Consider the following 23,828-nt stretch of genomic DNA (forward strand, 5'->3'; position numbering starts at 1 on the left):
AGGGTTAGCGAGCCGGACAATAGGGCCGTGTCGCCACTATCTGGCGGGCTGCTGAAGGTCGCCACGGGTGAAGCGGCGGGTCCCGAACCCGAACACCCAGCGAGCATTCCGGCAAAGAGTGCGATGGAAACGATTCTGATAGCTGGCACGATGACCGCGCGCTTTCTGTAAGTCGATGCCCAGCATTGAGACGCTGCATTGAGAAATGAATAGGTGCTTCTGTTGGAGAGCCACGCATCATAAATAGCCAAGGAGGCTGGACCCGGTGTTTCCGGGTCCAGCCGCCTTTTCGGCTGGATGGAAGCGTCATCCGCCAGGGCAGTTGCATGTTCGTCCCTTAGCTGATTTCACGGCGAGGAGACGATCGGGTTGCCCTTCACATTCGCGGTCACTTTGAAACTCTTATACTTCTTGCCCCACATCCAAATGCCGCCTATTCGTCCTTCCTATGGTTGTTGACAAGGTCCGGGATTTGGTTCCGAAGTATGTGTGCTGCGATGCCGAGAGCTACGAGTGATGCGCCGAGCGGAGCAAGCCCGAAGCGCACGACTGAAACGAGGAAGCCTGTCAGCCATAGGCCGACACCTCCGCCGGCCCCTCCCTGGAGAGAGAAAAGCAGGGAAAGTAGGTTTGTGGCCAACGTTTCGAAGATAACTCCGCCCGCACAAACGATCACGCCAATAGTGAGTAGTCGGTTTCTTATCTGGACCATGCGCCCCCTAAATGACTAGTTGACCTCTACCTGAACTGTCCCGGAACACCGGCGTACACGACCATGGACCTAGCCATGAACGTGGGGTAGGCGAGAACGTTGTCCCATGGGACACGGGTAGACCCGCTCTTCCCGCAACCGGTTCCGTACCAACGCTTCCAGAGGCCAAAACTCCCGCCGTTGTAGCCGGTGTAGTAACCGGTTCCCTGAGTGCACACGCTGAAGATGGCTATAGGCGCAACATTCCAGCCGTAGTACTTTTCTGAAACATGGCTGTAAGACGTTAAGCGCCGGATTTCGTTGCTCCAGCTGCCTCCGAGAGGGGCCCAGAAGGACGTGTAGTGGGACGTCGCCGCCATTGGACTCACTGCTTGAACCGAGGGGGACGAGATAGAGCCGCTTGTCTCTGGGGAGTTTGCCAATGCATAGAGATCGCCTACCTGAGACACGGGAACTTCGCCCGGTTTGAGGTGAAGGTCCCTTGCAACTTCGGGAGTGACGATTAGTGCCCCTTCGGCTTCGGCCGGCAGCGGGTAGAACGTTGCGCCTCCATCCAACGTGGTTCCGGGGGCATTCCCGTCCATCACGTACACGCCGTCGTACTTCTTGGCGCTTTCATGCAGTGGACTGGGACTTCGCCCGGGCGATAACCCCTGATCCCAGGCGACAGGCTGGACTCCGGGACCGGTATCGGCTCGTATCCGCGGATCTTCCCGTTCCTGGGGTGGCGTGTTCCTTTGGGCCGTACCTGCCTGTGCCGGTGCGGCAATAAAGACGGTCGCAATCAAAGAAATACATGCTGTAGCTGAGGCAAAAATATGTTGACGTGGCAAGGGAAACTCCTATTCATATAGGTGCCCCCGCGACCCACGACTTGCAGGAAATCATACGGCACTATCGCTTTTGTTGGAAGGGATTTTCGAACATCCTTTTGACGGCAACTCGGATCACCGCCCGTCAATTTTGAGCAAAGTAGTCCTACTTCAGCTCTTAAATTGGCATATTAAAAGCAGGATTAGCGTAGTCGGCTTTGGCAAGTTTTCTCGGTCCGCCTCGTTCGTCATTCGCAGTTCCCGGGAAGGACATGGGCTGCGAAGCCTTCCGACGGTCCGCGCGGGGGACTAGGATGCCGGAATGAAAGTTACGCTGCTCCGTGGGGAGGGCGATGGCGGGCCCGATTGCCCACATCAATTCGTCGGTCGCTGCAATGACTGTCAGGATGCTGACCGAAATTCGAGCGGTGAATCGGGTGGCCATGAGCCCGTAGGCCCGAGCGAATAATCGGCCGTGGAGCCTCCTTGCCGTCAGAAGGGCCTCGGTGAGATGGTCGCTCGGTACTTGCTTCGAGATGAGTAGGTGGAATCCATGCGGATTACCGTGATTGGGCGGGGTCACGTCGGCGGCGCGCTGGCGCGACGCTGGACGGCTGCAGGCCACGACGTGACTACGCTTGGCCGGGACGGCGGCGATGCCACCGGCGCCGACGTCGTGGTGGTCGCCGTTCCGGGAGACTCGATCGCCGTCGGGCTCGCCAAGATTGTCGGCCTTGACGGTCAGGTGACAATCGACGCCAGCAATATCTTCGGCGATCGGCCACCGGGCTACGACTCGATCGCCCAACAGGTCAAAGCGATTGTCGGGGGCCCCACCGCAAAGGCCTTCAACACCAACTTCGCTTCGATCTATGACGCCGTCGACGCGGAGCCAATCCCACCAGGAACCCTCTTCGCATCCGACGCTGATGCTCGCGAAGCGACCGAGCAACTCATCCGGGACGCAGGATTCGAGCCGATACACCTTGGCGACTTGGCGAAGGCTCCGCTGCTGGAAAGTCTCATCACCCTGACGTCCACGCTCGACAGGGGAGAGCTCGGGCCGTTCTTCTACCGCTTCCACCGCCCGGGCGAGCTGGCAGCCCGCTTGGGCCTCAACCCAAGCTGAGCGGCGCGGCGACTCACTCACTTGTCCACGAGCCGGGCGTGTTCATTGAAGTCGAGAAGTCCAGCCAGATAACGGTGCTACACGAAGCGCATGGCGTTCGATGGTGGCCGGGGGAATAGCCCAGGACTTCGGCGTCGCTTCGAGCTGGACAGCTGGACAGAGAGTATTCACGCCGGCACTCTTTAGTACCCGATGACCGCTTGACGAGTCGATCCCAGGTGAGCATCGATGGCTTGGTGGGTGGCCTCAACGCTGCGACTGCGCATCGCATCTACAATCAGCTGGTGCTCGCGAAGCACATCGCCTGCGCGATCTGTTCCCCGCGTCACTGCTCTGACACCGATCCTGAGTTGCCGTTGTCGGAGCGAGGCGTAGAAATCGGCCAGAATCGAGTTGCCTCCGGCGCGCACCATCAGGGTGTGGAACTCGGTGTCCAGCTCGATGAAGCGAGCGGGATCGGACTTGGCGTCACGTTGTTGGTCAATGAGGGCTTGGAGAGCATCGATCTGCCCGTCCAAGGACTCCATTGACGAAACCGCCCACTTCTCCACCACGGAACGGGCCTGGAGGATGGCCCGAACATCAGGGTCTGAGATGGGCGGAACGTAGGCGCCCTTGTGCGGAATGCGTTTGACGAACCCCTCGGCCTCAAGCCGCAGCAGGGCCTCGCGCACCGGGGTGCGAGAGGTTCCTGTGGACTGGGCAAGGACGGCCTCGTTGAGGAAGGTTTCCTCATCCCGGGGCAAGGCGGCGATATAGCTTTTCATCCACTGGTAGGCCACTTCAGGCTGTGACAGGGCAGCGGGATTCGTCTGGATCATGGAGAGCCTTTCTTGCGCAAGCCCAGTATATGAGTTGCATTCAGGATGTCCCGAACGCGTGCGCAAATCTTTTGAATCGAAACATAGACAGATTGTATACAGCTAGTCTACAGTTTGATTCAATGACTCCGCTCACACATTGGACCCCTCAATTTCTTGGAAGACGAGCCCTGGAGTCAACCACAGCTACGCATGCAGCCAAGTAGGGGTCCCACCGTCGTCGACACAAGTAAGTAAGGAACAACGATGAAAGTTGCACTTGTCCAGGTGGCCAGCCCGGACTCCGAAACCCGGGAGGAACGGGTTGATCGCGTGGAGGCGATCCTTCGGGGCATCTCTGGTGCCGAACTGATCGTCCTCCCGGAGCTGTGGAGCGCCGGCTACTTCCACTTCGATGAGTACGAAGCCCTGGCCGAAACCCTCGCCGGCCCCACCGTGTCCATGTGTTCACGGGTTGCCGCAGACCTCGGCGTATACCTTCACCTCGGGAGCATCATCGAGGCTGGAGAGGACGGCCGACTCAGCAACACGTCCATCCTTCTGGGACCCGACGGCGGCGTGGTCCATACGTACCGGAAGATCCACGTCTTTGGCTACAAGTCCAAGGAGGCCAGCCTCCTGACTGCAGGGTCCGCCTTGCCCGTGGTGCGCTTGCCGTTCGGAGCCGTAGCCGGCATCACCTGCTACGACCTTCGCTTCCCCGGTTTGTGGATGGAGCTGAGCACCCGGGGTGCGGAGATAGTGATCGTCCCGGCGGCGTGGCCCGCGGCCCGGAGGGAACATTGGCGCCTGCTCACCACTGCCCGCGCTCTGGAACACCAGATCTTCGTGATTGCCTGCAACGCCGCCGGCAACCAAGAAGGTGTGGAGCTCGGTGGCCACTCCCGGGTGGTGGACCCGGCCGGCAACGTCCTCGCCGAAGCAGATGCCAGGGAATCGGTGCTCATGGTGGACATCGATACCCGCCAGGTGAGCGCAGTCCGCACCGAATTTCCCGTCATCGGCGATCGCCTCGCCGCTTACGACACATTGACCGTTTGAACCCCCAGACCATCTAAGGAGACGGAATGGAAACAACAAGGCAAGTCCCACTCACGTTCAGGGTGGTGGGCACAGACAAGACAATCGTGGTCTCGGACTTCCACGGCGTGGTGGCCGGCTATACGGGACGCGATCCGAAGGCGGTGCAGCATCACATCGATGAGCTGGCAGCGATCGGAGTAGCGCCGCCGCCGGAGGTCCCTATGTTCTACCGGATGGACTCGGACCTGTTTGAGACCTCCGGGGAACACGTCACCACCGAGAACCTGACCTCCGGCGAGATCGAGCCCCTCTACATCCGCCACGACGGCAAGCATTACCTCGGAATCGGCTCCGACCACACGGACCGCGACCTTGAAGCCAAGGACATCGGCGACTCCAAGCGGGCCTGCGCCAAACCGGTGGCCGGTGAGGTCATCGCCGTCGAAAACCTGGAGAACCTGGACCTCGACGATTGCACAGCGCGGTCCTGGGTTGACGGAACCCTGTATCAGGAAGGTTCGTTGGCTGGCCTGCGCAAGCCTGCCGATGTCGTCGAAAAGCTCCTCGCCCGCACCGACATCGGTGACGCTGACTTCATGTGCCTCGGCGGAACCCTGCCGCTACTGAACGGGAAGTTCGTCGACGGAACCTCCTGGAAGTTGGAGCTCTCATTCGCGGATGGGACGACAATCGAACATAACTACAAAATCAAGAAAGGCTCACTTCGATGAGAACCGGAAAGCAGTATTTGAAGTCCCTGAACGACGGCCGGACGGTGATCCTCGATGGCGAGGTAGTCGGCAACGTCCTGGAACACCCGGCCTTCGTGAAGGTTGCCCAGACCATGTCCGAGCTGTTCGACATCGCAGCCGATCCCAGCAACGGCATGCAGTTCCACTCAGAGGAAATCGGCGGACCCGCCAACCGCACATTTGCCGCTCCCCGCACGCAGGAGGAACTCGTGCTGCGTCGCCAGGCGATCGAGACCTGGGCCAAGCACACGCACGGTTGGGTTGGGCGCAGCCCGGACCACGTCGGGACGTTCTTCGCCGCCTTCGGATCCCACCCGGACGTCTTCAAGAACGACGAGCGGGACTTCGCCGGCAACATCGAACGGTACTACAAGAAAATCCTGTCCGAGAACCTGTATCTTTCCTACGCGATCATTCCGCCGCAGGTCTCCCGGGCCACCACAGCGTCCGGTTGGGAAGGCGAGTACCTGCAGGTCGGCGTCGTGCGTGAAACCGAGGAGGGCATCATCGTCCGCGGTTCGCAGATGCTCGCCACGGGCGCCGCGATTGCCGATGAAGTCTTCGTCACCTGCATCAAGCCACTCGGGCCGGACGATGTGGACTTCGCGGTCAGTTTCGCCATCCCGGTGGCAACGGACGGGCTGAAGCTGTACTGCCGCCGCCCGTTTGCGCCCGCCGCCACCAGCGACTTCGACTACCCTCTGACCAGCCACTACGACGAGCCTGACGCTCTGGTGGTGTTCGATGACGTGCTCATCCCTTGGGACCGCGTATTCATCAACCGGAACATCGACACCCTGCGCCGCCAGTTCTTCGACACCGGCGCCCACGCCCTCGGCAACTGGCAAGCCCAGATCCGGTTCTCCACGAAGCTGAAGTTCATCGCCTCCGTGGCCCGCAAGGTCACGCAGGTGAACGGCACGGACAAGATCCCCGGCGTCCAGGAGAAGCTAGGAGAACTGGCCGCGATCGTGCAGTCCGTTGAGTCAGCCGTGCTTGCCGCTGAGTACACAGCAATAGCTGACGACGCCGGCATGATTGTTCCCGGGAAGAGCGCCCTTTACGGGGCCATGGGTCTGCAGTCCGAGACCTACCCGCGCGTGATTTCGATCCTTCGCGACCTGGTGGGGGGTGGCGTCCTGCAGCTGCCGTCCAGCGTCGCGGACATGACCAGCAGCGTGACCCGGCCGGACATGGAACGCTACGTGCAGTCGCCCGGCGTCGCCAGTGAAGAGCGCGTGAAGCTCTTCAAGCTCGCTTGGGACATCATCGGCTCCGAGTTCGCCGGCCGCCATCAGCAGTACGAGATGTTCTACGCCGGTGCCCCGTTCGTGGTCCGCGGCGCCTACACCTACCGGAACTATGGCTACGACGCCCTGGTGGCAGAGCTCGACAAGTACCTTGGTTCCTACAGCATCAACGGCACGGAAGGGGATTAGCCATGGCAAAGCCCGAATTTGAGTTCACCCCCACAGCATCAGTGGACTTCGCACCGTGCAACCCTCACATCGAGGGCCTGTCGGAGGCCATCCTGGCCCGGGATTCGGACAACGACAGCGTGACGCGCATCCTGAAGTTCGAGCCTGGTACAGACACGTCCCCCAACGGCGTCCTGACGCACGATTTCTGGGAGGAAGTCTTCATCTTCGAGGGCTCCTTCGTGGACCAGCGACTCGGCAAGACCTTCAAGGCCGGCGACTGGGCCACACGTCCCCCGGGCATGAAACACGGTCCCTGGGTCTCCGAAAACGGGGCCAAGATGTTCGAGGTCCGATACTACAGGGAGCGGAGCAACTGACATGAGCCTCGCACCGCTCTTCACCGTTCCCGACGCCTTGGGAATGCGCCGCGCCATGGGCCGCTTCCTCACGGGCGTCGCTGTGGTCACCACCAAGCACGAGGATGAGCTGTACGGGATGACCATCAGCTCGCTGACCTCCATCAGCCTGGAGCCGCCCATCCTCATGATCTCCCTGAACTTCGGCACCCGCACCGGCGAAGCGTTGATCGAGAGCGGCAAGTTCGCCGTATCGATCCTCGGCGCAAGCAAGGAGTCGCTCGCCCGGCGGTTCGCGGTGCGGGGCGGTGACCGCTTCGGTGAAGGCGACTTCGACATCACCGCCAGCGGTCTCCCGGTCATCAAGGGCGCCCTCGCGCAGGCGGACTGTACCGTTGTGCAGCAGTACGACGTCGGAGATCACCAGGTCTTCTTCGGCCAGGTCACCACGTGCCGGGATCGGGACGGCGAGGTGCTGGCCTTCAAGGCAGGCCGCTTCGGCTCGTTCTCCGACTTCGGCCACGGAGAGATCCCCTGGATTTTCTGACTGGTTTTTACCCAAGTGGTGACCGGCTCGTTGAGCCGGGCACCACTTGGTTATCAGACCGGTTCGACGGTCGAGAGGCGCGTCGAAAATCCGTTCGCCTTCCCCCCGCTCACTCGATCGGATTGCCCCGACTTGGCGGCGGCAAGAAGGGATCGCCCGGTGAAACTCGTCACAATAAATACTAGGCACGTTGCATACGGGCCGTATACAATAGGAGTGCCTGGCCAGAAATGCAGTTTTTCACTCGAAAATTAGGAGTAAGCAATGACGCTTTCACTTGAAGACAAAGATGCAATCCAGGAACTTTCCATCACTCAGTTCCGTCATCTCGACAATCACGATGTGGACGCCTGGGCAGAGTGCTGGGTACCGGACGGGAAGTTCATCGCCACCTACGGGACGAACACCGGCCACGATGAGATCAAGGAATTCCTTCGAGGCCATATCGCCGCAGGCAAAGAAGACGGCGCCCGTCACCTGAGCATGAACTACGTGATCGACGGGGATGGCGACACGGCCAACGTCTACAGCCTGGTCGTGAAGATCCAAGTTGAAAAGCCGCCGTTCATCATCGCCACAGGCGTCTACCAGGACGTCGTGGTTCGCACACCCCAAGGCTGGAAGTTCAAGTCCCGGCAGCTGGACATCGACGCCGGTGTGTTCGCGGCGGCAGCCTCAGCGGCAAAGTAAGGACAAAGCGCAAATGGGCAATCTCGCAACAGAACGGTGGGGAACCGACGGCCCCCGTGTCGTCATGGTCCACGGAAGCCTGGGCTCCGCCATGACAGCATTCGCCGAACAACAGCCCCTTGCTGCACGATGGCAGCTCATCGCGCCGTACCGACGGGGATACGCACCTAGTCCCGGAACGGATCGGATCGATCCTGACCGCGATGCGGATGAAGTACTGGAGATCATTGGCGAAGGTGCACACCTTGTCGGTACGTCAATGGGAGGGGTTGTCGCGATGCGAGCGGCAGCCAAAGCACCTGAGCTCATCCATTCCCTGACTGTCATCGAGCCTCCGGCACTTCCTAACGGCGCGGGAAAACCCGAGGTGGATCAACTCCGGACGGCCCTTCGAAAGCACTGGGAAGCCAACGAAACGGCCGACCTTGAGACATTTGTGGCAGGCTTCCTTGAAGCTCTCAATGTCGATATGGTGTTGCCTTCGCCACTGCCGCCCCCCTTGGCGGAAGCAGTGGCCAATCTGAAGACGGAACGGCCATGGGAAACGGGTGTTCCTCTGGAGATTCTCGTGGAAACGACTTTCCCGAAACTGGTCGTTTCCGGCGGAGGGACGCCTGGATTTGAAGGCGTCTGCGATGTACTCGCGGATCGCCTCGGCGGAAAACGGCTGCTCTTTCCGGGCAGCCCCCACGCTGTACAGAGAATCGGCGAGCCATTCAACATCGAGCTGGAAAAATTCCTCAGCGCGGCCGAAGCCGCACTGTAGAAGAGTCCAAAAAGAGCGCATTGAACCGCTTGCCGGCGACCACGCGGAAGACACCGCCCCGTGGTCGCCGGCACTGTCTTTCAAGCCATTGGCGGGCCCGTATTCGCTTTGTCGGTCCCGTAGCGCCTCGTATCGGTTACTGGCTCAGAGACATGAAGTGTGGTGCTCGGCTTACGCAGGACCCTTACCCAGGTTCAAGGACAGTTCGACTACGCGCAGAGGGACGCGCACGTCGCCTAGGTCCATTGAACGAGACGAAGTGTTGAACGCAGCCCCTACTGCAGCTTGAACAAATTGTGCGTCGCCGGCCCCTCCAGCAACTTGCCCGCGGCCGAGAAGCGCGAGCCGTGCAGGGGGCAGTCCCAGGACTTTTCGGCGTCGTTCCAGTGCAGGATCCCGCCCAAGTGCGCGCATTCTGCGGACACCCTGCACACCACGCCATCCACGGTGCAGATTGCCGCGGGCTTCCCGTGGAAAAGCCCGGTGACGCCCGTGCCCTCGGCGGGGCTGGTTTCCTCCGTGATGGCCGGCTTTTCCTTCAGGGCTGCCCTGTCCCGGAAATTCTGCTGCTGTGTCTCTACGTTGAACGAAATCGTCGACGCCGCCCCGCGAGGACCCGTGACCCGGCGGTGGATGGTGTGGGCCCACTCGAGCTTTTCGCCACGGATATCGGCGGTGACATCCAAGGCCGCCGCAATACCATTTGTCATGCCCCACTTGTTGTAGCCGGTGCCGAAGAAGATCTTCCCGTGGCCCCGGGGGAACCTGCCAAAGAATGGCATGAGATTGGCGGCCTGGTAGTCCTGGGCGGACCACGTGTGCGTGACCTCGGCGCCCGGATAGTGCTGTTGGGCCCAGCCGAGCAGCTCGTTCACATGGACCTGCGGCGACGGGGCCCGGCCCCCCGCATGCCCGAACCCGCCCACCAAAAGCAACGCCCCGCCGTCGGGCAGTGGATAGTCCCTCAGCGAACGGGTGGGCGGCTCAGCGGAAAGGTACATCCCGGGCGGCGGGCTCATGCCGTCCGGCAGCCGCAGCGCGGCGGCGTAAGAGCGATTCGGCCGCAACTTTGCGAAATAGAGCCCCCGGTTCAGCATGGGTGTCCCTGTGCCCAGCACCACATGGCGGGCGCTGACCTCGCCCTTCCTGGTGACCACCGCCAGGGGATCGCCGTTGCGGACGTTCATGACGCGGATACCCTCCACGATGCTGCCGCCGGCAGCCCTAACATCCGCGGCCAGCGCATCCAAGACGTCCATGGGGTTGAACTGGGCCTGATCCGGAAGCTTCAAGGCGGCGTCGACGTCGAACGGCAACCCGGTCTCCTGGGTGGACTTGACGTTGAGTCCGGCAGCCCTCGCAACGTTGGCTTCGGCGAGTAGGTGTTCCGCGCCGGTGGGCGTGGTGGCGAAGGTGTATGCATCCCGGTACTGGAAAGGCACACCCCGGCCCTCAAGGTAGTCGAGCAACCACCTCTGGCCCGCCCTGTTCGCGTCAACGTAGGCACGGACCACGTTCACCGAATACTGGCTACGGAGCCTGGACAGCGTGGTGCCCTGCAGAAGGCTCAACTTGGCCGTGGTGTTGCCGGTGTTGACCGCCCCGATATGTCGGGCCTCGAGGACCAGCACGCTGCTCCCCGTCCGTGCCAGCATGAGGGCCGTGGCCAGGCCCGTGAGTCCGGCGCCGACAACGACGACGTCGTAACTGTTCCCGGGCGTGAATTCATCGGGGCTCGCGGCTACGGAAGCCTCGCGCGCGTCTAGCCACAGAGAAGTCATAACGGTCTCACGTCCCTTCAGCCGGGCACGGTCCACACCGGAATTAGCGCGGCGGCGGCCCGGTAGTGCCAGAGAAGCAGAAGGCCGCAAGAGAAGCAATAGGGGAGCGCGCGAGTAGAGTGGCTATTACCATGACTTCGCCAGATGCCTCGGATTCCACGAGCCCGGCTTCGTTACCAGCCGTACAAACGACCACCCGTGATGACGCGGTGGATCGCATCTTGGACGCGGCCTACGAACTGTTCTCCCGGCGCGGGATCCACGCTGTCGGGGTCGATCTGCTCATCGAGCGTTCAGGAGTGGGGAAGGCCACCTTCTACCGCCACTTTCCGTCCAAGGATGATCTGGTCCTTGCGTTCCTCGCGCTTCGTGACCAGATCTGGACCGTGGACTTGATCATCTCCGATGCCAGAAGCCGGGGAAACACCGCCGAGGAGCAGTTGCTCGCCATCTTCGACGTGTTCGGTGACTGGTTCAAGCGGGAGGATTTCGAGGCGTGCTCGTTCATCAACGTCCTGCTAGAAATGGGCCGTGAACATCCGCTCGGGAAAGCCAGCATCGGCTACCTCGCCAGAATCAGGGGACACATCGAGGAGTTGGCAAAGGAAGCCGGACTGGAGCGCACCGAGGAGTTCGCGCGCTCCTGGCACATCCTGATGAAGGGCTCCATCATCTCGGCCACAGAAGGAGACGTCCTGGCGTCCGAGCGCGCCCAGGAGATGGCCACTTGGCTGATAGAACAGCATCGAGGCCCAGACCGACCCATAGCGGCTTGAAGCGCCCCTCTTCTTGAAGCGCCCCTCTTTTTAAAGCGTCCGGTCTATCCGGTCCGTCTCGTCCTGGCTCGACCGCCGGGGGAGGCGAGATGCCCGGCGCGCCCGCCCCACGTTGCCCATTCGCGGGGCTGGACCGAGGGCCGCCCAAGGTGATACCCCTGTCCGACTGTTATTCCCAGGCCTGCAAGAGTGGCGAGTTCGGCCTTGGTTTCGATGCGCTGGGCGGTCAAGGCCGCCCCGATCTCCCGCGCGAACCGGACCTCCGCCTCGACGAGCTCCTGCCGGAGGGGATCACGGTTGAGACCTGCAGTCAGGCTCCGGTCCAGCTTGATCATCTCTGGCTTGAGCCGAAGAATATGGCTGACTCCAGCGAAGAAGGAACCGGTATTTTCGATGGACAAGCGCACGCCGGCGCTGCGCAGCGGCCCCACCACCGCGTCAAGCGAAGCGGCATGGTCCTGGGGGAAACTCCCCGAGATTTCAAGGATCACCCGGGCGGGCGCCACCGGAGTCTGATTGAAAAGCACGGGAAGGCGCGGATCCAGGCAGACCGCTTCGGAAAGCTTCAACGTTACGAAAAGTTGGGGCGGCAGTTTCACCGCGGCCGTGAGCCCCGACTCCAGCGCCGCGAATTCAAGATCCGTTCGGAGCCCCGTATCTTCGGCTTCAGCGAACCAGAAATCGGCAGGGTCTCCGCTATCGCTGACGAAGCGGGTCAAAGCTTCGGCGCCGACGACGGTGGCCGTGGTGAGGTCGAAAACGGGCTGGAAAGCGGTCATCAGCATCCGGTCCCTGAGTGCCGCCTCAAGCCGCGAGCTACTTGGGTGCTGCGGCTCCGGCTCGGCCTGCGGGGTCGGGTCGCCCTGCGATTCCGGCTGTTCCGACCTGAGCGAAGACAAGTGTTCCAGCAGCGCCTCTTCCGGACGCCCAGGGTGGGCGGCAATATGCTGGCGAAGTTGTTCGCGCACCGCATCCGTTGCCTGCGAAGAGTCCCCTAAGACTTCATCGATGATTTCCAGGACCTGGCGGCGCAGCCCACGCAGCTGCTGGAGGGGCGGCTCCACAGTCTCCGGACTGGCCCGCATCCCGGCGTTGGTCAAAGACGGTTTCCGCGTTGACATGAAAGTATTCCTTTGCCTTTAGCTCCGGCTGAGCCCGGGACCTGCAAACAAAAGGAATACTACAGCCGAACAAACCGGTCGGCCCGGATTGAAATCAAATCTTCATGGGGATGAAACACGCACTGCCAACTTGTTCCTCGTTGCGAACGCGCGGTGCGCACGGAGTGCAGTTACACCCGCTCGTGTTCTGTTCCGGAATCTTCCGCGCCCGACAGGAGTGCGTAGTATCCCGGAACCCACTGCGGAAGACCGCTGGCGTTCATCGGGACCACTTCGATGTTAACGGGGCCGTCCGCAATCAACTGCCAGTCCGAATCCGAAAATACGCCGTGCCGCTCCCCGGCACCGAAATGCCCGGGCCGGGGAAGGTTCTCCAAGGCGCGCCGCAGCTGCAGGGGCATGCTTTGCCGGGTGGCGCCGAGCTCGGTCAGGTAACCCAGGCTATTTCCGCGGAAGTTGGTTTCGGCCAGTAACACCCGGCCTCTGTTCCCGATGACGGTTCGCAGGTTGGCAGCCATAGCAGCCTGCTTGCCGGGTTTCAGGACGTGGAAGACTCCGCGGACAAAGACATTGGCGGGCCCCAGCCGCTCCAACAGGAGCTCCCCGGCACGTGGCCCAGCAGCATCCAGAACCATGAAGTCGGCATTTTGGACGCCCTCTGCTTCCTTGCTCGCCATCTCGATCGCCCCCTTGGATACGTCGATCCCGAGAACTCGCGGAAATAGGCCGGCAAGCCAGCGGGTGTGGGTACCGTTGCCACACCCGACGTCAACTACGGGAAGAGCAGGATCAAAGTGAGTTGCAATCGCGTCGGAGTACTGCGCACGCTCGGCCGGGGAGTCGGAGTCCCAAAGCACGTCTCCGGAGCGGCCAGTAGTGCGGATTCCGCGCCAGTATCCTTCCCACGCGGCGTCCGGGTTTCTCGGTGCCCGGGAAGCGAGGCGTACTACGGTGGGGACAAGGAGCATCTGGTCCCAAAGCTTCGACATACGCTAACTGTACAGACGCGGTGCGGGCCGGCGGAGTCGCTCTGGTACTTCCGCGGCCGGCACCGGATATCCGTAGAAGTAGCCTTGCCCGAAGAGGCAACCCATTGCCTCCAGCTGGGCCGCTTGCTCGGCGGTTTCGATGCCTTCCACGGTCGCATTGAGTCCGGCAGCGGAAATCAGCTGCAGAATTGCAGAAACGAACTTTTGCTGCCGAGGGTCCGATTCCATGTCCTTTATGAGGGACTGGTCGACCTTCACGGTGTCTGCCGGAAGCGACCTAAGGTAGCTGATGGACGAGTAGCCGGTGCCGAAGTCGTCAATTTGGAGCCCAACGCCGAGCTCCCGGAGCCTGCTCAGGACGTGTTCCTCTCCGGTTCCCCGGGACATCAACACGGTCTCGGTGATCTCTAAGACCAAACGCCGCGGATCCACGCCATGCTGGGCCAGCGTGTCCCTGATGTCCTCCAGCAGGTCGGGTCGAAGCAGTTCGGCGGCAGAAAGATTGATGTGCAGGCAAAAGTCTGGCAGGCCCGGGTCGGTTTGGCTCCAGCGATTCATTTGGGCGACACCTTCATGCAGCACCCACCGTCCCAGCTCAAAGATCAATCCGGTTTCTTCCGCGATGCCAATGAAGCTGCCCGGCATGATGGTTCCGCGGACAGGGTGATGCCATCGGAGGAGGGCTTCGATGCCGATGACGCGGCCGGAAGCCAATTCGACCACCGGCTGGTACAGCAGCGCCAGCTCCCCGCCGGCAACGGCGGTGCGTAGTTCGGCGGTTATTCGAGACCGTTCCCGGACGGCGTCGAGCATGTCCGGGTGGAAGAGCTGGACATTGTTGCGGCCCCGCGCTTTTGCCTGATACATGGCAATGTCGGCATCGCGCATCAGCGCCTCCGCCGGGTACCCCGGCGTGCCGATGCAAACCCCGATGCTGGCCATCGCCCAAACCGTTTCTATTCCGATGCGCACGCTGTCCTGCAGATACTCCGATGCACGGTGCGCAATTTGAAGGATCTCGTCTTTCGTGGCCGCGGTAATGAGGATGGCAAACTCATCCCCGCCCAGGCGGGCCACAGTATCCGAGGCCCTGACGGCGGAGCGGAGACGGTTGGCAACCTCCACCAGTGCAGCGTCACCGGCGCTGTGGCCCAGGATGTCATTGATGGCCTTGAATGAGTCCAGATCCAGGATCAGCACGGCCGGGGCTTTTCCGCCGTCCGCGCTGGACAGGATTGCTTCCTGGATCCGCTCGGTGAGCAACGTCCTGTTTGCAAGGCCAGTTAGGGCATCTGTCTTGGCCATCTGTTCCAGCTCAACCTGTGTTCGCCGCAACATAGCCGTGCGGGCGGCCACCCGCTGTTCCAGCTCCGAATGAATGTAGCCCAGTTCCTCTGCAAGCAAGTTGACTCCCGTGATGACAGCATCAATGTCATCCCGGTCCTCCGAAGGTTCAATGCGCGCGTCCAGGTCACCGGCAGCCAATCGGACAACGCCGTCAACCAACAACTGCAGGCGCGGGTCCTCAACGCTCCTTCTCGAGGTCACGTAATCCCAGCGGACAGCAGCAGGAAGCACATCCGGGGCTCACGCACCCGGATTAAGCCAGGCCAGGGCATCGCTTCGCGATGTAAAAAAACGGGTCGGGCAAGGCGGGACGTGCACTCCGAGGAAGAAGTTCGCCAGGACCCGGTCTACAGGCGACGTACCTAACAAGGCGATGCGCGAAGCGCCGCAGGGTATGGACCATACACCCCTGGCCTCTCGGCTAACGGAAGCGACTGCGGCCATGTCTACAAGCATCGGATGCTGCTCCTGCTGGCATAGCTCGTTGACTTTCGCCATGGCCGCCCGGGCATCCTCAACCTGAATGTCGACCCCGGGAAGCCAGCGCAGATGGAGAAGTCCGTCGACGCTCAAATCGACACCGGCCTTTCCACCGTCTGCAGTATCCGGTACCACGATCACGTCCTCCCCGAGCAGGCCGCCGAACCTAGCTGCAGCTGTCCCTAGTTAACAAGTAGCAATCGCCAACCCCGATAGCGTAACTTCCCGGGCATTGGTCCTCAAGCCCTTCTCCTACGCGTTGCCCAAATTTGAACGGCCCGGGTCTCAACTGCGCCTTTCGTCCCGATCCTTCCAGCTCCACGTGGGTAGAATCGAGGCCTGAACACTGCCGGAACGCATCTGAAGACGGAGAAACGATGTCAGCATGGCTCGAAGTCGGCCCTAACAACTACGTGTTGGAGACCGAAGGGTGCCTGCTCAACACGGGCCTCGTTGTAGGCACGGAACGAGCCATGGTGATCGACACCGGTTGCGGCCCCCGCCAAGGCCGGCAAATCCTCGCCGCCGTCCGCGAAATAACCCAGCTGCCGCTTGTCGTCGTGAACACCCACGCCCACTACGACCACTACTTCGGCAACGCCGTTTTTGCCGACGACGGCGTCACGGAGTTTTGGGGGCACGTCAACTGTGCGGCGACAATCGACGACGACGGCGACCACCAGCGCCGCTTCGTCGCCGCCACCGAACCGGAGATGGCCGCGGGCCAGGGCGACGCCGTCGAGATCGTCATTCCCAACGCGATCGTTAAGGACCAGCCCGTCCTGGTGGACCTCGGCGGCCTCACCGCCACGCTGTTCTACCTGGGCCGTGGACACACCGACGGCGACCTCCTGGTAGGCACCCCCAGCACCCTTTACGCAGGTGACCTCGTGGAACAAGGTGCGCATCCCTCGTTCGAGGACTCCTACCCGGAAGATTGGGCGGACGCCCTGCGGCACATCTCGGCCCTGCGCCACCGCTACGAGTTCCTCATCCCCGGCCACGGCAAGCCCTGCAGCGACCAATTCGTGAAGACCATGGCCAACACCATGTCCACAGCGGTACGGCAAGCTAGGCAGTCGATCCGGGACACGCCGTCGGACGCTACCAAAGCGATCCCGGTGCTTCCTTACGGACCCGAACAATCACGCTGGTTCATCAAGAGGCTCCAGGAGACGACGCAAGCGCATCACTAAGTGGTGTGTTTGAAGGCGTGGCGGGCTTCGCGGGCCGCGTAGTAGATGATTACCGCCCCGGCCAGGGGATCCGCCCACCACCAGCCGAACAGGGCGTTTAATGCGAGCCCTGCCAGCACCGCGCCGGCCAGGTAGGCGTCCACCAGGGTCACCTTTCCCTCCGCACGGAGCACCGGATTGCCCAAGCGGTGCCCGGTGCGGATCTTGCCCCACGCCAGGGCGAGCATGACCAGGAAGGTCAGGGCCGTCCAGGCGATGCCCGTACCTGAGGTGGCAGGGCGGACGCCGGCGGCAAACACAAAGGCCAACTGGACGAGCAAGTAGGCGCCGAGAACGGCGAAGGCGGTCCCTATCAGCCGCATCGCGGGTGCCTCGCGCTCCTTGTGGGCGCCTTTGAGCTGCCACACCACCACGATGGAAGCGAAGATCTCGATCAGGGAATCCAAGCCGAAACCGGCAAGGGCCGGGGAACCGGCCTGAACGGCAGCGGCTGCCAGGACGCCGAGGCCCGCCACGTTCCAGCCCAGGGTCGCGTATTCAAGCCGCAGCCCGCGGCGAAGCAAGAGCTCTTTGGTTGTGGCTGTGTTGCCGTTAATGCTGGGCATGGGTGTCCGTTTCCTTGGGTGCGCTAGCAGCAGTCTTCACCCTTCCACGCTTCGCGGCCTTCCTTGACGGCCACGGCGGCGACGATGAGGCCGATGACCGGGTCAAGCCACCACGCGCCGAAGAGCGCATTGCCGGCCAGGCCGATCAGGACGGCGGCGGCCGTGGCGGCGCAGAGCAGGTTCTGGGTTCCCTCCCCGGCGGTGGCTCCGGAGTTCAGCCTGGCACCGAGGCGCTGCTTGGCGACACCGAGGACAGGCATGATGACCAGGCTTGCCGCCGTGAGCACGATGCCCAGAATGCTGTTCTCGGCCCGGTGTCCCGTGGCCAGGTCGATGACCGACTGGATTCCGATGTAGGGGGCCAGGAGCCAGAAACTGATGGCGACGGCCTTTTGTGCGCGACCTTCGGCGGTTTCGGACAGGGTGCGTGATCCGGTGAACCGCCAGATCACGATGATGCTCGCCAGGCCCTCGACGGCGGAGCTGAGCGCCCAGCCGATCAGGGACACGGAGCCTGCTTCACCGCCGGCGGCCAGTCCGAGGGCTCCCTCCAGGACCATCCAGACCAGGCTGAACCAGGACAGTAGCCGCACGGTACGGGTGTCCTTGATCCATGACCGGGTCGGGGCAGCTGTCATCAGTGGGTTCCGGTTTCGTGGACGGCGTGGCCGGCGGGTTCGAGCTGGAAGGTGGAGTGTTCGACGTCGAAATGCCCGGTCAGGCAGCTTTGCAGCTGGTCAAGGATGAGCGGGGCATGTCCGTCGTGGAAGCAGCTCTCGTCCAGGACGACGTGCGCGGAGAGGGCCGGAAGGTCCGAGGTGACTGTCCAGACGTGCAGGTCGTGGACGTCATGCACGTGCCCGGTTTCGAGGAGGTGTTCCCTGACCTGGTCCAGGTCGACACCTTCGGGCGCGCCTTCCAGGAGGATCCTCCCGGAGTCCCGAAGCAGCCCCCACGCGGCGTGCAGCATCAGGGCCACCACGATGAGGGAAGCAATCGCGTCCGCACGGGCAAAACCGGTGGTCAGGACCACGAGCCCGGCGATCGCCGTCGCAATGAAGCCGTACAGGTCGGTCAGGATGTGCTGGAAGGATCCTTCCACGTTCAGGCTGGACCGGTTGGCTTTGGCCAGCACCCACACCGCGACGAGGTTCACGATGACGCCGAGGATCGCGACGACCAGCACGGGGCCGCCCTCGACCGGTGGCGGATCGAGGAGCCGGTGGATCGCCTCCACGGCCACGAGGGCGCTGATGACCAACAAGGTGATGCCGTTGGCGGCCGCGGAGAGGATTTCCGCGCGTTTGAACCCGAACGTCCAGATTCCCCGCGCCGGACGGGCCGCGAGGCTGATCGCCCACAGCGAGGCGGCGATCGCCCCGGCGTCGGTAAGCATGTGCCCGGCGTCCGAGAGCAGGGCCAGTGACCCGGAAACGACGGCGACAATCACCTCTACGATCATGAAGCCGACAATCAGCGCCAACGCGATAACCAGATAGCGCCGGTCCGCGTTCGCCGCTATTGCGTGACTGTGGCCGTGGTGTTTGGATGTCTTCCCGGCAGTGTCGTGGGTATGGGTGCTCATTGGCCGCTGTCCTTTTTGGCGGGACCCGTGCTGGCCAGAGCCGTGCTGGCCCGAGCCGTGCTGGCCCGAGCCGTGCGCTCGGGGTGGACGGCGACGGTGTGTCCGGTGTGGGTCAAGCCCAAGTCCAGCAGCATCCGCACGTGCGCATCATCCAGCCGGTAATAAGCCATCCGGCCGCGCCTCGAGACGGAAACCACCCGGTGGGCGCGCAGCAGCCGTAACGCATGGCTGACGGCACTCTCGCTCATCGCCGTCGTCGCAGCGAGGTCGCATACGCACAGTTCCCCGCCCTCCAGTAGCGACGTCAACAGCCGCAAGCGTCCAGGATCGCCCAGCAGCGAGAACACATCCGCCAGCTCGGCAATGTCATGTTCCGAGGGCAGGGCCGCCCGGACGAGTTCGACCTTGTCGGGGTCGACAAGTTTCACGCCGCATTCATCGACGGCTTCACGGGCAGCCATGGGACCTCCAACGTCTGAACAAATATTCAGATGTCAGTATAGGCGCAAGGGGACACAACTCTCAGCCAGAGGTTGCTAGCTGGGAACTTCGTAACAGTTATCCTTCTTGTTGCCCGAGCGAAACAATCGCGGCGTACGCTTCCCCGTATGGGGAACAAGATGATTGGGTTGTCGGCTCGCGAATCGAAGCGGGAAATTCGGAAGCAGCGCCTTCAAGTGCTTGCGTACGTGGGGTTGGCGATCCTCGCTGTGGCGACCGTGGTCGTCGTCGTAATAGCGCTACGACGCTAGGGGTTTGGGCTGCGATTGCGGCCCAACACCAAAGTTTCGCCGATGGTGCACTCAATCCTCTCCATTTGGAGGTACTCAGAGGCCGCCGGGGCTGATATGTTTCTGTGCACTCCTTCGGAGCAAACGCAAAAATTGGGGGCAAGAACATGTCCAAAGCGCAGAAACTACTCTTCATAGCCGCCGTAGTGCTTGGAGCTACCGCCATTCTGGTTTATGCCTACATCTGGATCGGCTCGGAGGTATTCGGCCTCAACACCTCGCGGCTCGATCCTGACCAAGGGCCATCCTGGCCATTCGCGGTCATTTCCTTGTCCGTCATCGGCTCGCTTTTTGCCTTGACGGGAGGAATCCTCTTTGCGGTGTTCAGCGCGCATCGGACGCCCAATTCTCCGGACCACCGGTAACTCCATTACGAACACACACGCTGGTTCATCGACGTAGAGCGAACTGGCGGCAGATGCCCTCTGGAAGCGATTTTGCGGGCATCAGCTGCCAGTTCGCGCGTCAGGAAGTTGGTGCGGAAGCCGGTGCGGATCGGATTTGGGCTGGGGTCAATCTCTCGTCGTTTTCCAGCAGGGACGCGAGGGCGGCCAGGGCAGGGACAGCGTTTTCTATTGCATTCCGGTAAGCCTCCGGGAGCCGTTCCAGGGCTTGCCCGAGTCGTCTGTCGTTGGCGGCCTGCCATGCTGCCAATATCTCGATGCCGCTCTGTGTCAGGCTCAGGTTCGCGGCCCTGCGGTCACCAGGCCGAGGGGTGCGTTCGACAAGGCCCGCGGTCACCATTTGCTGGACCAGGTTGCTGACCGTGTTGGTGGCAAGCCGTTGACGGTCAGCGAGGCCGCTGACGCCCATGCCGGGCTCCTCGGCGAGGCGTTGCAGGACCTCTACTTGGGCCATGGGAAGGGATTCCCAGGGGAACTCCTGCCGCACGCTGGAGCGCAGGACCCGTCGCAGGCGCGTGATCACGCCGGTCAGCGACCACGCATCGGCGCCCGTGTAGTCACGGACCGTGGGGTCGGTGTCGGGGGCGGATGCGTTGACCGTTTTCATGCCGTTAGCCTATCTCGGTAGTCCCCTTATAGAATAGTTCTGTTACCGAACAACTTTCTTCAGGCGCAGCCACGTCCCGCCGTTGCCCGTAACTTCCAGAACAGGAGTCCATGGCCTCCATGACTGCCAGTGATTCATTCCTTCCGTCGCCGACCGTGAGCGCCTTCCACCTGGGTCCCTTGACCATCCACTTCTACGCCCTGTGCATCTTGGCCGGGATCGCGGTAGCCATCTGGCTCACTTCCCGACGTTGGACCGCCCGGGGCGGCCAGGACGGGCAGGTTCTGGACATTTGCCTCTGGGCGGTGCCCGCAGGAATCATCGGGGGCCGGATCTACCACGTCATCACCGACCCCGAGCTTTACTTCCTTCCGGGGAAGAATCCGTGGAATGCCTTTGCCATCTGGGATGGCGGCCTGGGGATCTGGGGCGCCGTGGCCTTGGGGGTAGTGGGGGCGTGGATCGGCTGCCGCAGGGCGAAGGTGTCTTTGGTCGCGTTCCTGGACGCCGTGGCACCGGGTGTGGTTTTTGCCCAAGCCCTGGGCCGGTGGGGTAACTGGTTCAACAACGAGCTCTACGGGGATCCGACGACTCTGCCGTGGAAACTCCAGATCCACCAGATGGACCCTGCCACAGGCTCAGCGGTGACCGATCCCTCGGGCGCCCCGGTGGTCCTGGGCTATTTCCAGCCCACGTTCCTCTACGAATCGCTGTGGTGTGTCGCCGTCGGGCTGCTTCTTTTGTATGTGGACCGGCGCTTCACTCTCGGGGCGGGAAGCGTGTTCTCCCTGTACGTTGCCGGGTACACGGCGGGACGCTTCGCTTTTGAATTGATGCGCTCCGACTATGCCAACCTGATTCTGGGGCTTCGGGTGAACACCTGGGTTGCCGCCCTGATCTTCCTCGCGGGAGCCGTCGCGTTTGCCCTGCTGTTCCGGCGCGGACGCTCGATGGCGGTGCCCGAGGACTCCGCCATGCGGACAACGCTCACCGAAGGAAGATCTTGATGCTCATGAAAGACACCTTCTGGGGGAAGATCCTTGCCTTCGTCGCGGCCGGCGTGGTCTGTGGAGTTCTGGTCGCGGGCTTGTGGATTCCGGCTGCGGCGGTGGGTGCATCGGTAGCGGGCGGCTCCATCAGCCTCTTCAACCAACTGCCTGCTGACATGGATGTCAACGCACCGGCCCAGGCGTCGAAGGTGCTGGCCAGTGACGGGTCGGTGATCGCCAGGTTCTATTCGGAAAACCGGGTACCGGTGGAGTTGGGGCAGATGTCGCCCTTCATCCGGGACGGAATTGTTTCCATCGAAGATGCACGTTTTTACCAGCATGGCGGCGTCGATGCCACCGGTATCCTCAGAGCCCTGGTGGTGACCGCCCAGGGCGGCCGGCAGGGTGCCTCCACGATCACGCAGCAGTACGTGAACAACATGATCATTGAATCGCTGGTCGCCCAGGGCAAGGGAGACCAGGTCAAGCTGGGAGCGGCCAAAACCGTGGGCGACAAGCTCCGGGAAATGAAACTCGCGATAGCGCTGGAGCAGAAATACACGAAGGAACAGATCCTTGCGGGCTACCTGAACATCGTCTATTTCGGCAACGGCGCCTACGGTATCCAGGCCGCCGCGAAGGAGTATTTCAACGTTCCGGCCAGCGACCTGACCCTGCCGGAGGCCGCGGCCCTGGCCGGCGTCGTCAACAGCCCGGTTTACTATGATCCCCTGACGGAACCGGATCACGTGGTGGCCCGCCGGAACGAAGTCCTGGACAAGATGCTCCAACAGGGGCACATCACGGCCGCGCAGCATGATGCAGCGGTGAAAGCCCCGATCGGACTCAACGTCCATCAAAGCGCCCAAGGTTGCGCAGCCGCGGCATCCGCACCGTATTTCTGCGACTACGTGCAGAGACTGATCCTCAACGACCCTGCGTTCGGTGCCGACGAGACAGCCCGGAAGAACCTCCTGTACCTGGGCGGGTTGACGATCCGCACCACCCTGGACGCCGGGCTTGAGAAGGTCGCCCAGGACCAGGTCAATGCTTCAATGCCCGCGGCCGATCCCCTGCAGCGGGGGGCCTCGCTTGTCAGCGTCCAGCCCGGCACCGGCAAGATCCTGACCATGGCGCAGAACACCGTCTATGACCCAGCGACCGCACCGGGTAACTACACCGGGAACTTCGCCCTGCCCGAGAAAGACGCCAACGGCCTGCCGCTGGACGGGGCCGGCGGGTTCCAGATCGGCTCCACCATGAAACCGTTCGTCTTTGCCGAGTGGTTGAACTCGGGCCGGTCAATGGCCACCAAACTGGACGGATCAGTCCGCGTCTACAAGGCTGGTTACCCCTGGAAGAACTCGTGCGGGACGGCCACCGGCTCCTACGATCCGGCCCTGGGGCAGACGCCCTTGCCAAACGATGACGCCAACCATTACTACAAGATGAGCGTCCTCCAAGGCCTCTACCAATCCATCAACACGATCACCTTCCAGTCCGCAACCCAACTGGATTTCTGCAACATCCAGAAAATGGCGACGGCGGCCGGGATCGCCAACGGCCACACGAACCAGCCCTACGACCTGTCCAGCATCGCCAGCCTGATCGGTACCGAGGACGTCGCACCGTTGGACATGGCCAATGCCTACGCAACGTTTGCGGCCCACGGTGTTCACTGCAACCCAGTCGCCCTGGACTCCGTCACCGACGCCCACGGTCACAACTACCCCGTCCCCGGCTCGGACTGCAAACAAGCCATCAACCCGGATGTGGCCGCGGGAGTGACCTATGCGCTCAAGAACGTCCTGACAAAAGGCTCCGGCTACAACATTCCCGTCAACAAGGATCACGATATTTTCGCCAAGACCGGTACCACCGACGGAAACACCATGACCTGGACCGTCGGTGCTACCACGGGGATCTCGACCGCCTCCTGGTTCGGCAGCTACAAGGGCATCGGACCTCAATGGGTGAACCAGGACATCACGATCAACGGAAAATACTATGCCGGCGTCGACGGAGCCGACATCGCGGGGGGCCAGTGGGCCCACCTGATGGACGCCGCCGCTCCAAAATACACCGGGAATCCGTTCCCTTTGCCTCCAGCCTCCATGACCCAGTAGGG

Annotated in this window: 25 protein-coding genes; 13 read left to right on the top strand and 12 right to left on the bottom strand. The window is 62.2% G+C overall.

Features of this window, described 5'->3' with window-relative positions; genetic code table 11:
• Positions 1–738: 738 nt before the first annotated feature.
• On the bottom strand, positions 739–1,500 hold the full coding sequence (locus NFJ07_RS11160) for a hypothetical protein (protein ID WP_269994364.1): 762 nt from the start codon (positions 1,498–1,500) through the stop codon (positions 739–741).
• 577 nt (positions 1,501–2,077) lie between these two features.
• On the opposite strand from NFJ07_RS11160, the gene NFJ07_RS11165 reads away from it, so the two are divergent.
• Positions 2,078–2,653 (top strand): NADPH-dependent F420 reductase, encoded by a 576-nt coding sequence (locus NFJ07_RS11165; protein ID WP_269994365.1) that lies wholly within the window; start codon positions 2,078–2,080, stop codon positions 2,651–2,653.
• A 182-nt stretch (positions 2,654–2,835) separates the two neighbouring features.
• On the opposite strand, the gene NFJ07_RS11170 is transcribed toward NFJ07_RS11165, so the two are convergent.
• Positions 2,836–3,474, bottom strand: coding sequence for a GntR family transcriptional regulator (locus NFJ07_RS11170; RefSeq protein WP_269994366.1), 639 nt, complete (start codon positions 3,472–3,474; stop codon positions 2,836–2,838).
• Positions 3,475–3,720: 246 nt separating this feature from the next.
• On the opposite strand from NFJ07_RS11170, the gene NFJ07_RS11175 reads away from it, so the two are divergent.
• The 7 genes from NFJ07_RS11175 to NFJ07_RS11205 all read left to right on the top strand — a co-directional run bounded on the left by NFJ07_RS11175 (position 3,721) and on the right by NFJ07_RS11205 (position 9,029).
• Entirely contained in the window at positions 3,721–4,515 is a 795-nt protein-coding gene (locus NFJ07_RS11175; RefSeq protein WP_269994368.1) for a carbon-nitrogen family hydrolase, read from the top strand.
• A gap of 26 nt (positions 4,516–4,541) precedes the next feature.
• A complete protein-coding gene (locus NFJ07_RS11180; protein ID WP_269994369.1) occupies positions 4,542–5,228 on the top strand; it encodes a DUF2848 family protein in 687 nt (228 codons plus the stop codon).
• The gene (locus tag NFJ07_RS11185) at positions 5,225–6,688 is read left to right on the top strand and encodes a 4-hydroxyphenylacetate 3-hydroxylase family protein (protein ID WP_269994370.1); all 1,464 of its coding nucleotides are present in this window, start codon (positions 5,225–5,227) and stop codon (positions 6,686–6,688) included. Before NFJ07_RS11180 ends, NFJ07_RS11185 begins: the two co-directional genes overlap by 4 nt.
• 2 nt (positions 6,689–6,690) lie before the next feature.
• Positions 6,691–7,047, top strand: a complete 357-nt coding sequence (locus NFJ07_RS11190; RefSeq protein WP_269994372.1) for a cupin domain-containing protein — start codon at positions 6,691–6,693, stop codon at positions 7,045–7,047.
• 1 nt (position 7,048) lies between these two features.
• The gene (locus tag NFJ07_RS11195; protein WP_269994373.1) at positions 7,049–7,573 is read left to right on the top strand and encodes a flavin reductase family protein; all 525 of its coding nucleotides are present in this window, start codon (positions 7,049–7,051) and stop codon (positions 7,571–7,573) included.
• A 264-nt stretch (positions 7,574–7,837) separates the two neighbouring features.
• Positions 7,838–8,263, top strand: a complete 426-nt coding sequence (locus tag NFJ07_RS11200) for a nuclear transport factor 2 family protein (RefSeq protein WP_269994374.1) — start codon at positions 7,838–7,840, stop codon at positions 8,261–8,263.
• A gap of 13 nt (positions 8,264–8,276) precedes the next feature.
• On the top strand, positions 8,277–9,029 hold the full coding sequence (locus tag NFJ07_RS11205) for an alpha/beta fold hydrolase (protein WP_269994375.1): 753 nt from the start codon (positions 8,277–8,279) through the stop codon (positions 9,027–9,029).
• Positions 9,030–9,304: 275 nt separating this feature from the next.
• Here NFJ07_RS11205 and NFJ07_RS11210 read toward each other — a convergent pair whose 3' ends face one another.
• Positions 9,305–10,810, bottom strand: coding sequence for an FAD-dependent oxidoreductase (locus NFJ07_RS11210; RefSeq protein ID WP_269994377.1), 1,506 nt, complete (start codon positions 10,808–10,810; stop codon positions 9,305–9,307).
• A 131-nt stretch (positions 10,811–10,941) separates the two neighbouring features.
• On the opposite strand from NFJ07_RS11210, the gene NFJ07_RS11215 reads away from it, so the two are divergent.
• The gene (locus NFJ07_RS11215; protein ID WP_269994379.1) at positions 10,942–11,586 is read left to right on the top strand and encodes a TetR/AcrR family transcriptional regulator; all 645 of its coding nucleotides are present in this window, start codon (positions 10,942–10,944) and stop codon (positions 11,584–11,586) included.
• Positions 11,587–11,630: 44 nt separating this feature from the next.
• On the opposite strand, the gene NFJ07_RS11220 is transcribed toward NFJ07_RS11215, so the two are convergent.
• From NFJ07_RS11220 to NFJ07_RS11235, 4 genes are all read right to left on the bottom strand, one after another.
• On the bottom strand, positions 11,631–12,707 hold the full coding sequence (locus NFJ07_RS11220; protein WP_269994381.1) for an EAL domain-containing protein: 1,077 nt from the start codon (positions 12,705–12,707) through the stop codon (positions 11,631–11,633).
• Between the two features lie 170 nt (positions 12,708–12,877).
• A complete protein-coding gene (locus NFJ07_RS11225; RefSeq protein WP_269994383.1) occupies positions 12,878–13,696 on the bottom strand; it encodes a class I SAM-dependent methyltransferase in 819 nt (272 codons plus the stop codon).
• Positions 13,697–13,699: 3 nt separating this feature from the next.
• A complete protein-coding gene (locus tag NFJ07_RS11230; RefSeq protein ID WP_269994385.1) occupies positions 13,700–15,244 on the bottom strand; it encodes a putative bifunctional diguanylate cyclase/phosphodiesterase in 1,545 nt (514 codons plus the stop codon).
• A 39-nt stretch (positions 15,245–15,283) separates the two neighbouring features.
• Positions 15,284–15,658, bottom strand: coding sequence for a DUF7793 family protein (locus NFJ07_RS11235; RefSeq protein ID WP_269994387.1), 375 nt, complete (start codon positions 15,656–15,658; stop codon positions 15,284–15,286).
• Between the two features lie 242 nt (positions 15,659–15,900).
• Here NFJ07_RS11235 and NFJ07_RS11240 point away from each other — a divergent pair, with 242 nt between their 5' ends.
• On the top strand, positions 15,901–16,719 hold the full coding sequence (locus NFJ07_RS11240; RefSeq protein WP_269994389.1) for an MBL fold metallo-hydrolase: 819 nt from the start codon (positions 15,901–15,903) through the stop codon (positions 16,717–16,719).
• Here the strand turns inward: NFJ07_RS11240 and NFJ07_RS11245 are convergent.
• The 4 genes from NFJ07_RS11245 to NFJ07_RS11260 are packed head-to-tail and all read right to left on the bottom strand — an operon-like array spanning position 16,716 to position 19,370.
• Positions 16,716–17,324, bottom strand: coding sequence for a cation transporter (locus NFJ07_RS11245; RefSeq protein ID WP_269994391.1), 609 nt, complete (start codon positions 17,322–17,324; stop codon positions 16,716–16,718). The genes NFJ07_RS11240 and NFJ07_RS11245 overlap by 4 nt on opposite strands.
• Before the next feature lie 23 nt (positions 17,325–17,347).
• Complete coding sequence (locus NFJ07_RS11250) at positions 17,348–17,962, bottom strand: cation transporter (protein ID WP_269994393.1); 615 nt, start codon at positions 17,960–17,962, stop codon at positions 17,348–17,350.
• Positions 17,962–18,909 (bottom strand): cation diffusion facilitator family transporter, encoded by a 948-nt coding sequence (locus NFJ07_RS11255; RefSeq protein ID WP_269994395.1) that lies wholly within the window; start codon positions 18,907–18,909, stop codon positions 17,962–17,964. Before NFJ07_RS11255 ends, NFJ07_RS11250 begins: the two co-directional genes overlap by 1 nt.
• Positions 18,906–19,370, bottom strand: a complete 465-nt coding sequence (locus tag NFJ07_RS11260; protein WP_269994397.1) for an ArsR/SmtB family transcription factor — start codon at positions 19,368–19,370, stop codon at positions 18,906–18,908. Before NFJ07_RS11260 ends, NFJ07_RS11255 begins: the two co-directional genes overlap by 4 nt.
• Positions 19,371–19,807: 437 nt before the next feature.
• Here NFJ07_RS11260 and NFJ07_RS11265 point away from each other — a divergent pair, with 437 nt between their 5' ends.
• Positions 19,808–20,065 (top strand): hypothetical protein, encoded by a 258-nt coding sequence (locus NFJ07_RS11265; RefSeq protein ID WP_269994399.1) that lies wholly within the window; start codon positions 19,808–19,810, stop codon positions 20,063–20,065.
• Between the two features lie 100 nt (positions 20,066–20,165).
• On the opposite strand, the gene NFJ07_RS11270 is transcribed toward NFJ07_RS11265, so the two are convergent.
• Positions 20,166–20,711 carry a MarR family winged helix-turn-helix transcriptional regulator gene (locus tag NFJ07_RS11270; RefSeq protein ID WP_269994400.1) on the bottom strand — a complete coding sequence of 182 codons (546 nt, stop codon included), beginning with the start codon at positions 20,709–20,711 and terminating at the stop codon, positions 20,166–20,168.
• Positions 20,712–20,821: 110 nt separating this feature from the next.
• Here NFJ07_RS11270 and lgt point away from each other — a divergent pair, with 110 nt between their 5' ends.
• Complete coding sequence (gene lgt, locus NFJ07_RS11275; RefSeq protein ID WP_269994401.1) at positions 20,822–21,718, top strand: prolipoprotein diacylglyceryl transferase; 897 nt, start codon at positions 20,822–20,824, stop codon at positions 21,716–21,718.
• Positions 21,718–23,826: a transglycosylase domain-containing protein gene (locus NFJ07_RS11280; protein WP_269994402.1), complete on the top strand. Its 2,109-nt coding sequence runs from the start codon at positions 21,718–21,720 to the stop codon at positions 23,824–23,826. The genes lgt and NFJ07_RS11280 overlap by 1 nt, the downstream gene beginning before the upstream one ends.
• Positions 23,827–23,828 lie beyond the last annotated feature (2 nt).

This window comes from Arthrobacter sp. B2a2-09, assembly GCF_027587375.1.
Classification (GTDB): domain Bacteria; phylum Actinomycetota; class Actinomycetes; order Actinomycetales; family Micrococcaceae; genus Arthrobacter.

Excerpts from the sequence above, each read along its gene's own strand:
- NFJ07_RS11200 (WP_269994374.1), top strand. The coding sequence starts at position 7,838 with ATGACGCTTTCACTTGAAGACAAAGATGCAATCCAGGAACTTTCCATC.
- NFJ07_RS11195 (WP_269994373.1), top strand. The coding sequence starts at position 7,049 with ATGAGCCTCGCACCGCTCTTCACCGTTCCCGACGCCTTGGGAATGCGC.
- NFJ07_RS11255 (WP_269994395.1), bottom strand. The coding sequence starts at position 18,909 with ATGAGCACCCATACCCACGACACTGCCGGGAAGACATCCAAACACCAC.
- NFJ07_RS11240 (WP_269994389.1), top strand. The coding sequence starts at position 15,901 with ATGTCAGCATGGCTCGAAGTCGGCCCTAACAACTACGTGTTGGAGACC.
- NFJ07_RS11185 (WP_269994370.1), top strand. The coding sequence starts at position 5,225 with ATGAGAACCGGAAAGCAGTATTTGAAGTCCCTGAACGACGGCCGGACG.
- NFJ07_RS11250 (WP_269994393.1), bottom strand. The coding sequence starts at position 17,962 with ATGACAGCTGCCCCGACCCGGTCATGGATCAAGGACACCCGTACCGTG.
- NFJ07_RS11225 (WP_269994383.1), bottom strand. The coding sequence starts at position 13,696 with ATGTCGAAGCTTTGGGACCAGATGCTCCTTGTCCCCACCGTAGTACGC.
- NFJ07_RS11260 (WP_269994397.1), bottom strand. The coding sequence starts at position 19,370 with ATGGCTGCCCGTGAAGCCGTCGATGAATGCGGCGTGAAACTTGTCGAC.
- NFJ07_RS11190 (WP_269994372.1), top strand. The coding sequence starts at position 6,691 with ATGGCAAAGCCCGAATTTGAGTTCACCCCCACAGCATCAGTGGACTTC.
- NFJ07_RS11210 (WP_269994377.1), bottom strand. The coding sequence starts at position 10,810 with ATGACTTCTCTGTGGCTAGACGCGCGCGAGGCTTCCGTAGCCGCGAGC.
- NFJ07_RS11175 (WP_269994368.1), top strand. The coding sequence starts at position 3,721 with ATGAAAGTTGCACTTGTCCAGGTGGCCAGCCCGGACTCCGAAACCCGG.
- NFJ07_RS11245 (WP_269994391.1), bottom strand. The coding sequence starts at position 17,324 with ATGCCCAGCATTAACGGCAACACAGCCACAACCAAAGAGCTCTTGCTT.
- NFJ07_RS11170 (WP_269994366.1), bottom strand. The coding sequence starts at position 3,474 with ATGATCCAGACGAATCCCGCTGCCCTGTCACAGCCTGAAGTGGCCTAC.
- NFJ07_RS11205 (WP_269994375.1), top strand. The coding sequence starts at position 8,277 with ATGGGCAATCTCGCAACAGAACGGTGGGGAACCGACGGCCCCCGTGTC.
- NFJ07_RS11265 (WP_269994399.1), top strand. The coding sequence starts at position 19,808 with ATGTCCAAAGCGCAGAAACTACTCTTCATAGCCGCCGTAGTGCTTGGA.
- NFJ07_RS11165 (WP_269994365.1), top strand. The coding sequence starts at position 2,078 with ATGCGGATTACCGTGATTGGGCGGGGTCACGTCGGCGGCGCGCTGGCG.
- NFJ07_RS11220 (WP_269994381.1), bottom strand. The coding sequence starts at position 12,707 with ATGTCAACGCGGAAACCGTCTTTGACCAACGCCGGGATGCGGGCCAGT.
- lgt (WP_269994401.1), top strand. The coding sequence starts at position 20,822 with ATGGCCTCCATGACTGCCAGTGATTCATTCCTTCCGTCGCCGACCGTG.
- NFJ07_RS11215 (WP_269994379.1), top strand. The coding sequence starts at position 10,942 with ATGACTTCGCCAGATGCCTCGGATTCCACGAGCCCGGCTTCGTTACCA.
- NFJ07_RS11280 (WP_269994402.1), top strand. The coding sequence starts at position 21,718 with ATGCTCATGAAAGACACCTTCTGGGGGAAGATCCTTGCCTTCGTCGCG.
- NFJ07_RS11270 (WP_269994400.1), bottom strand. The coding sequence starts at position 20,711 with ATGAAAACGGTCAACGCATCCGCCCCCGACACCGACCCCACGGTCCGT.
- NFJ07_RS11180 (WP_269994369.1), top strand. The coding sequence starts at position 4,542 with ATGGAAACAACAAGGCAAGTCCCACTCACGTTCAGGGTGGTGGGCACA.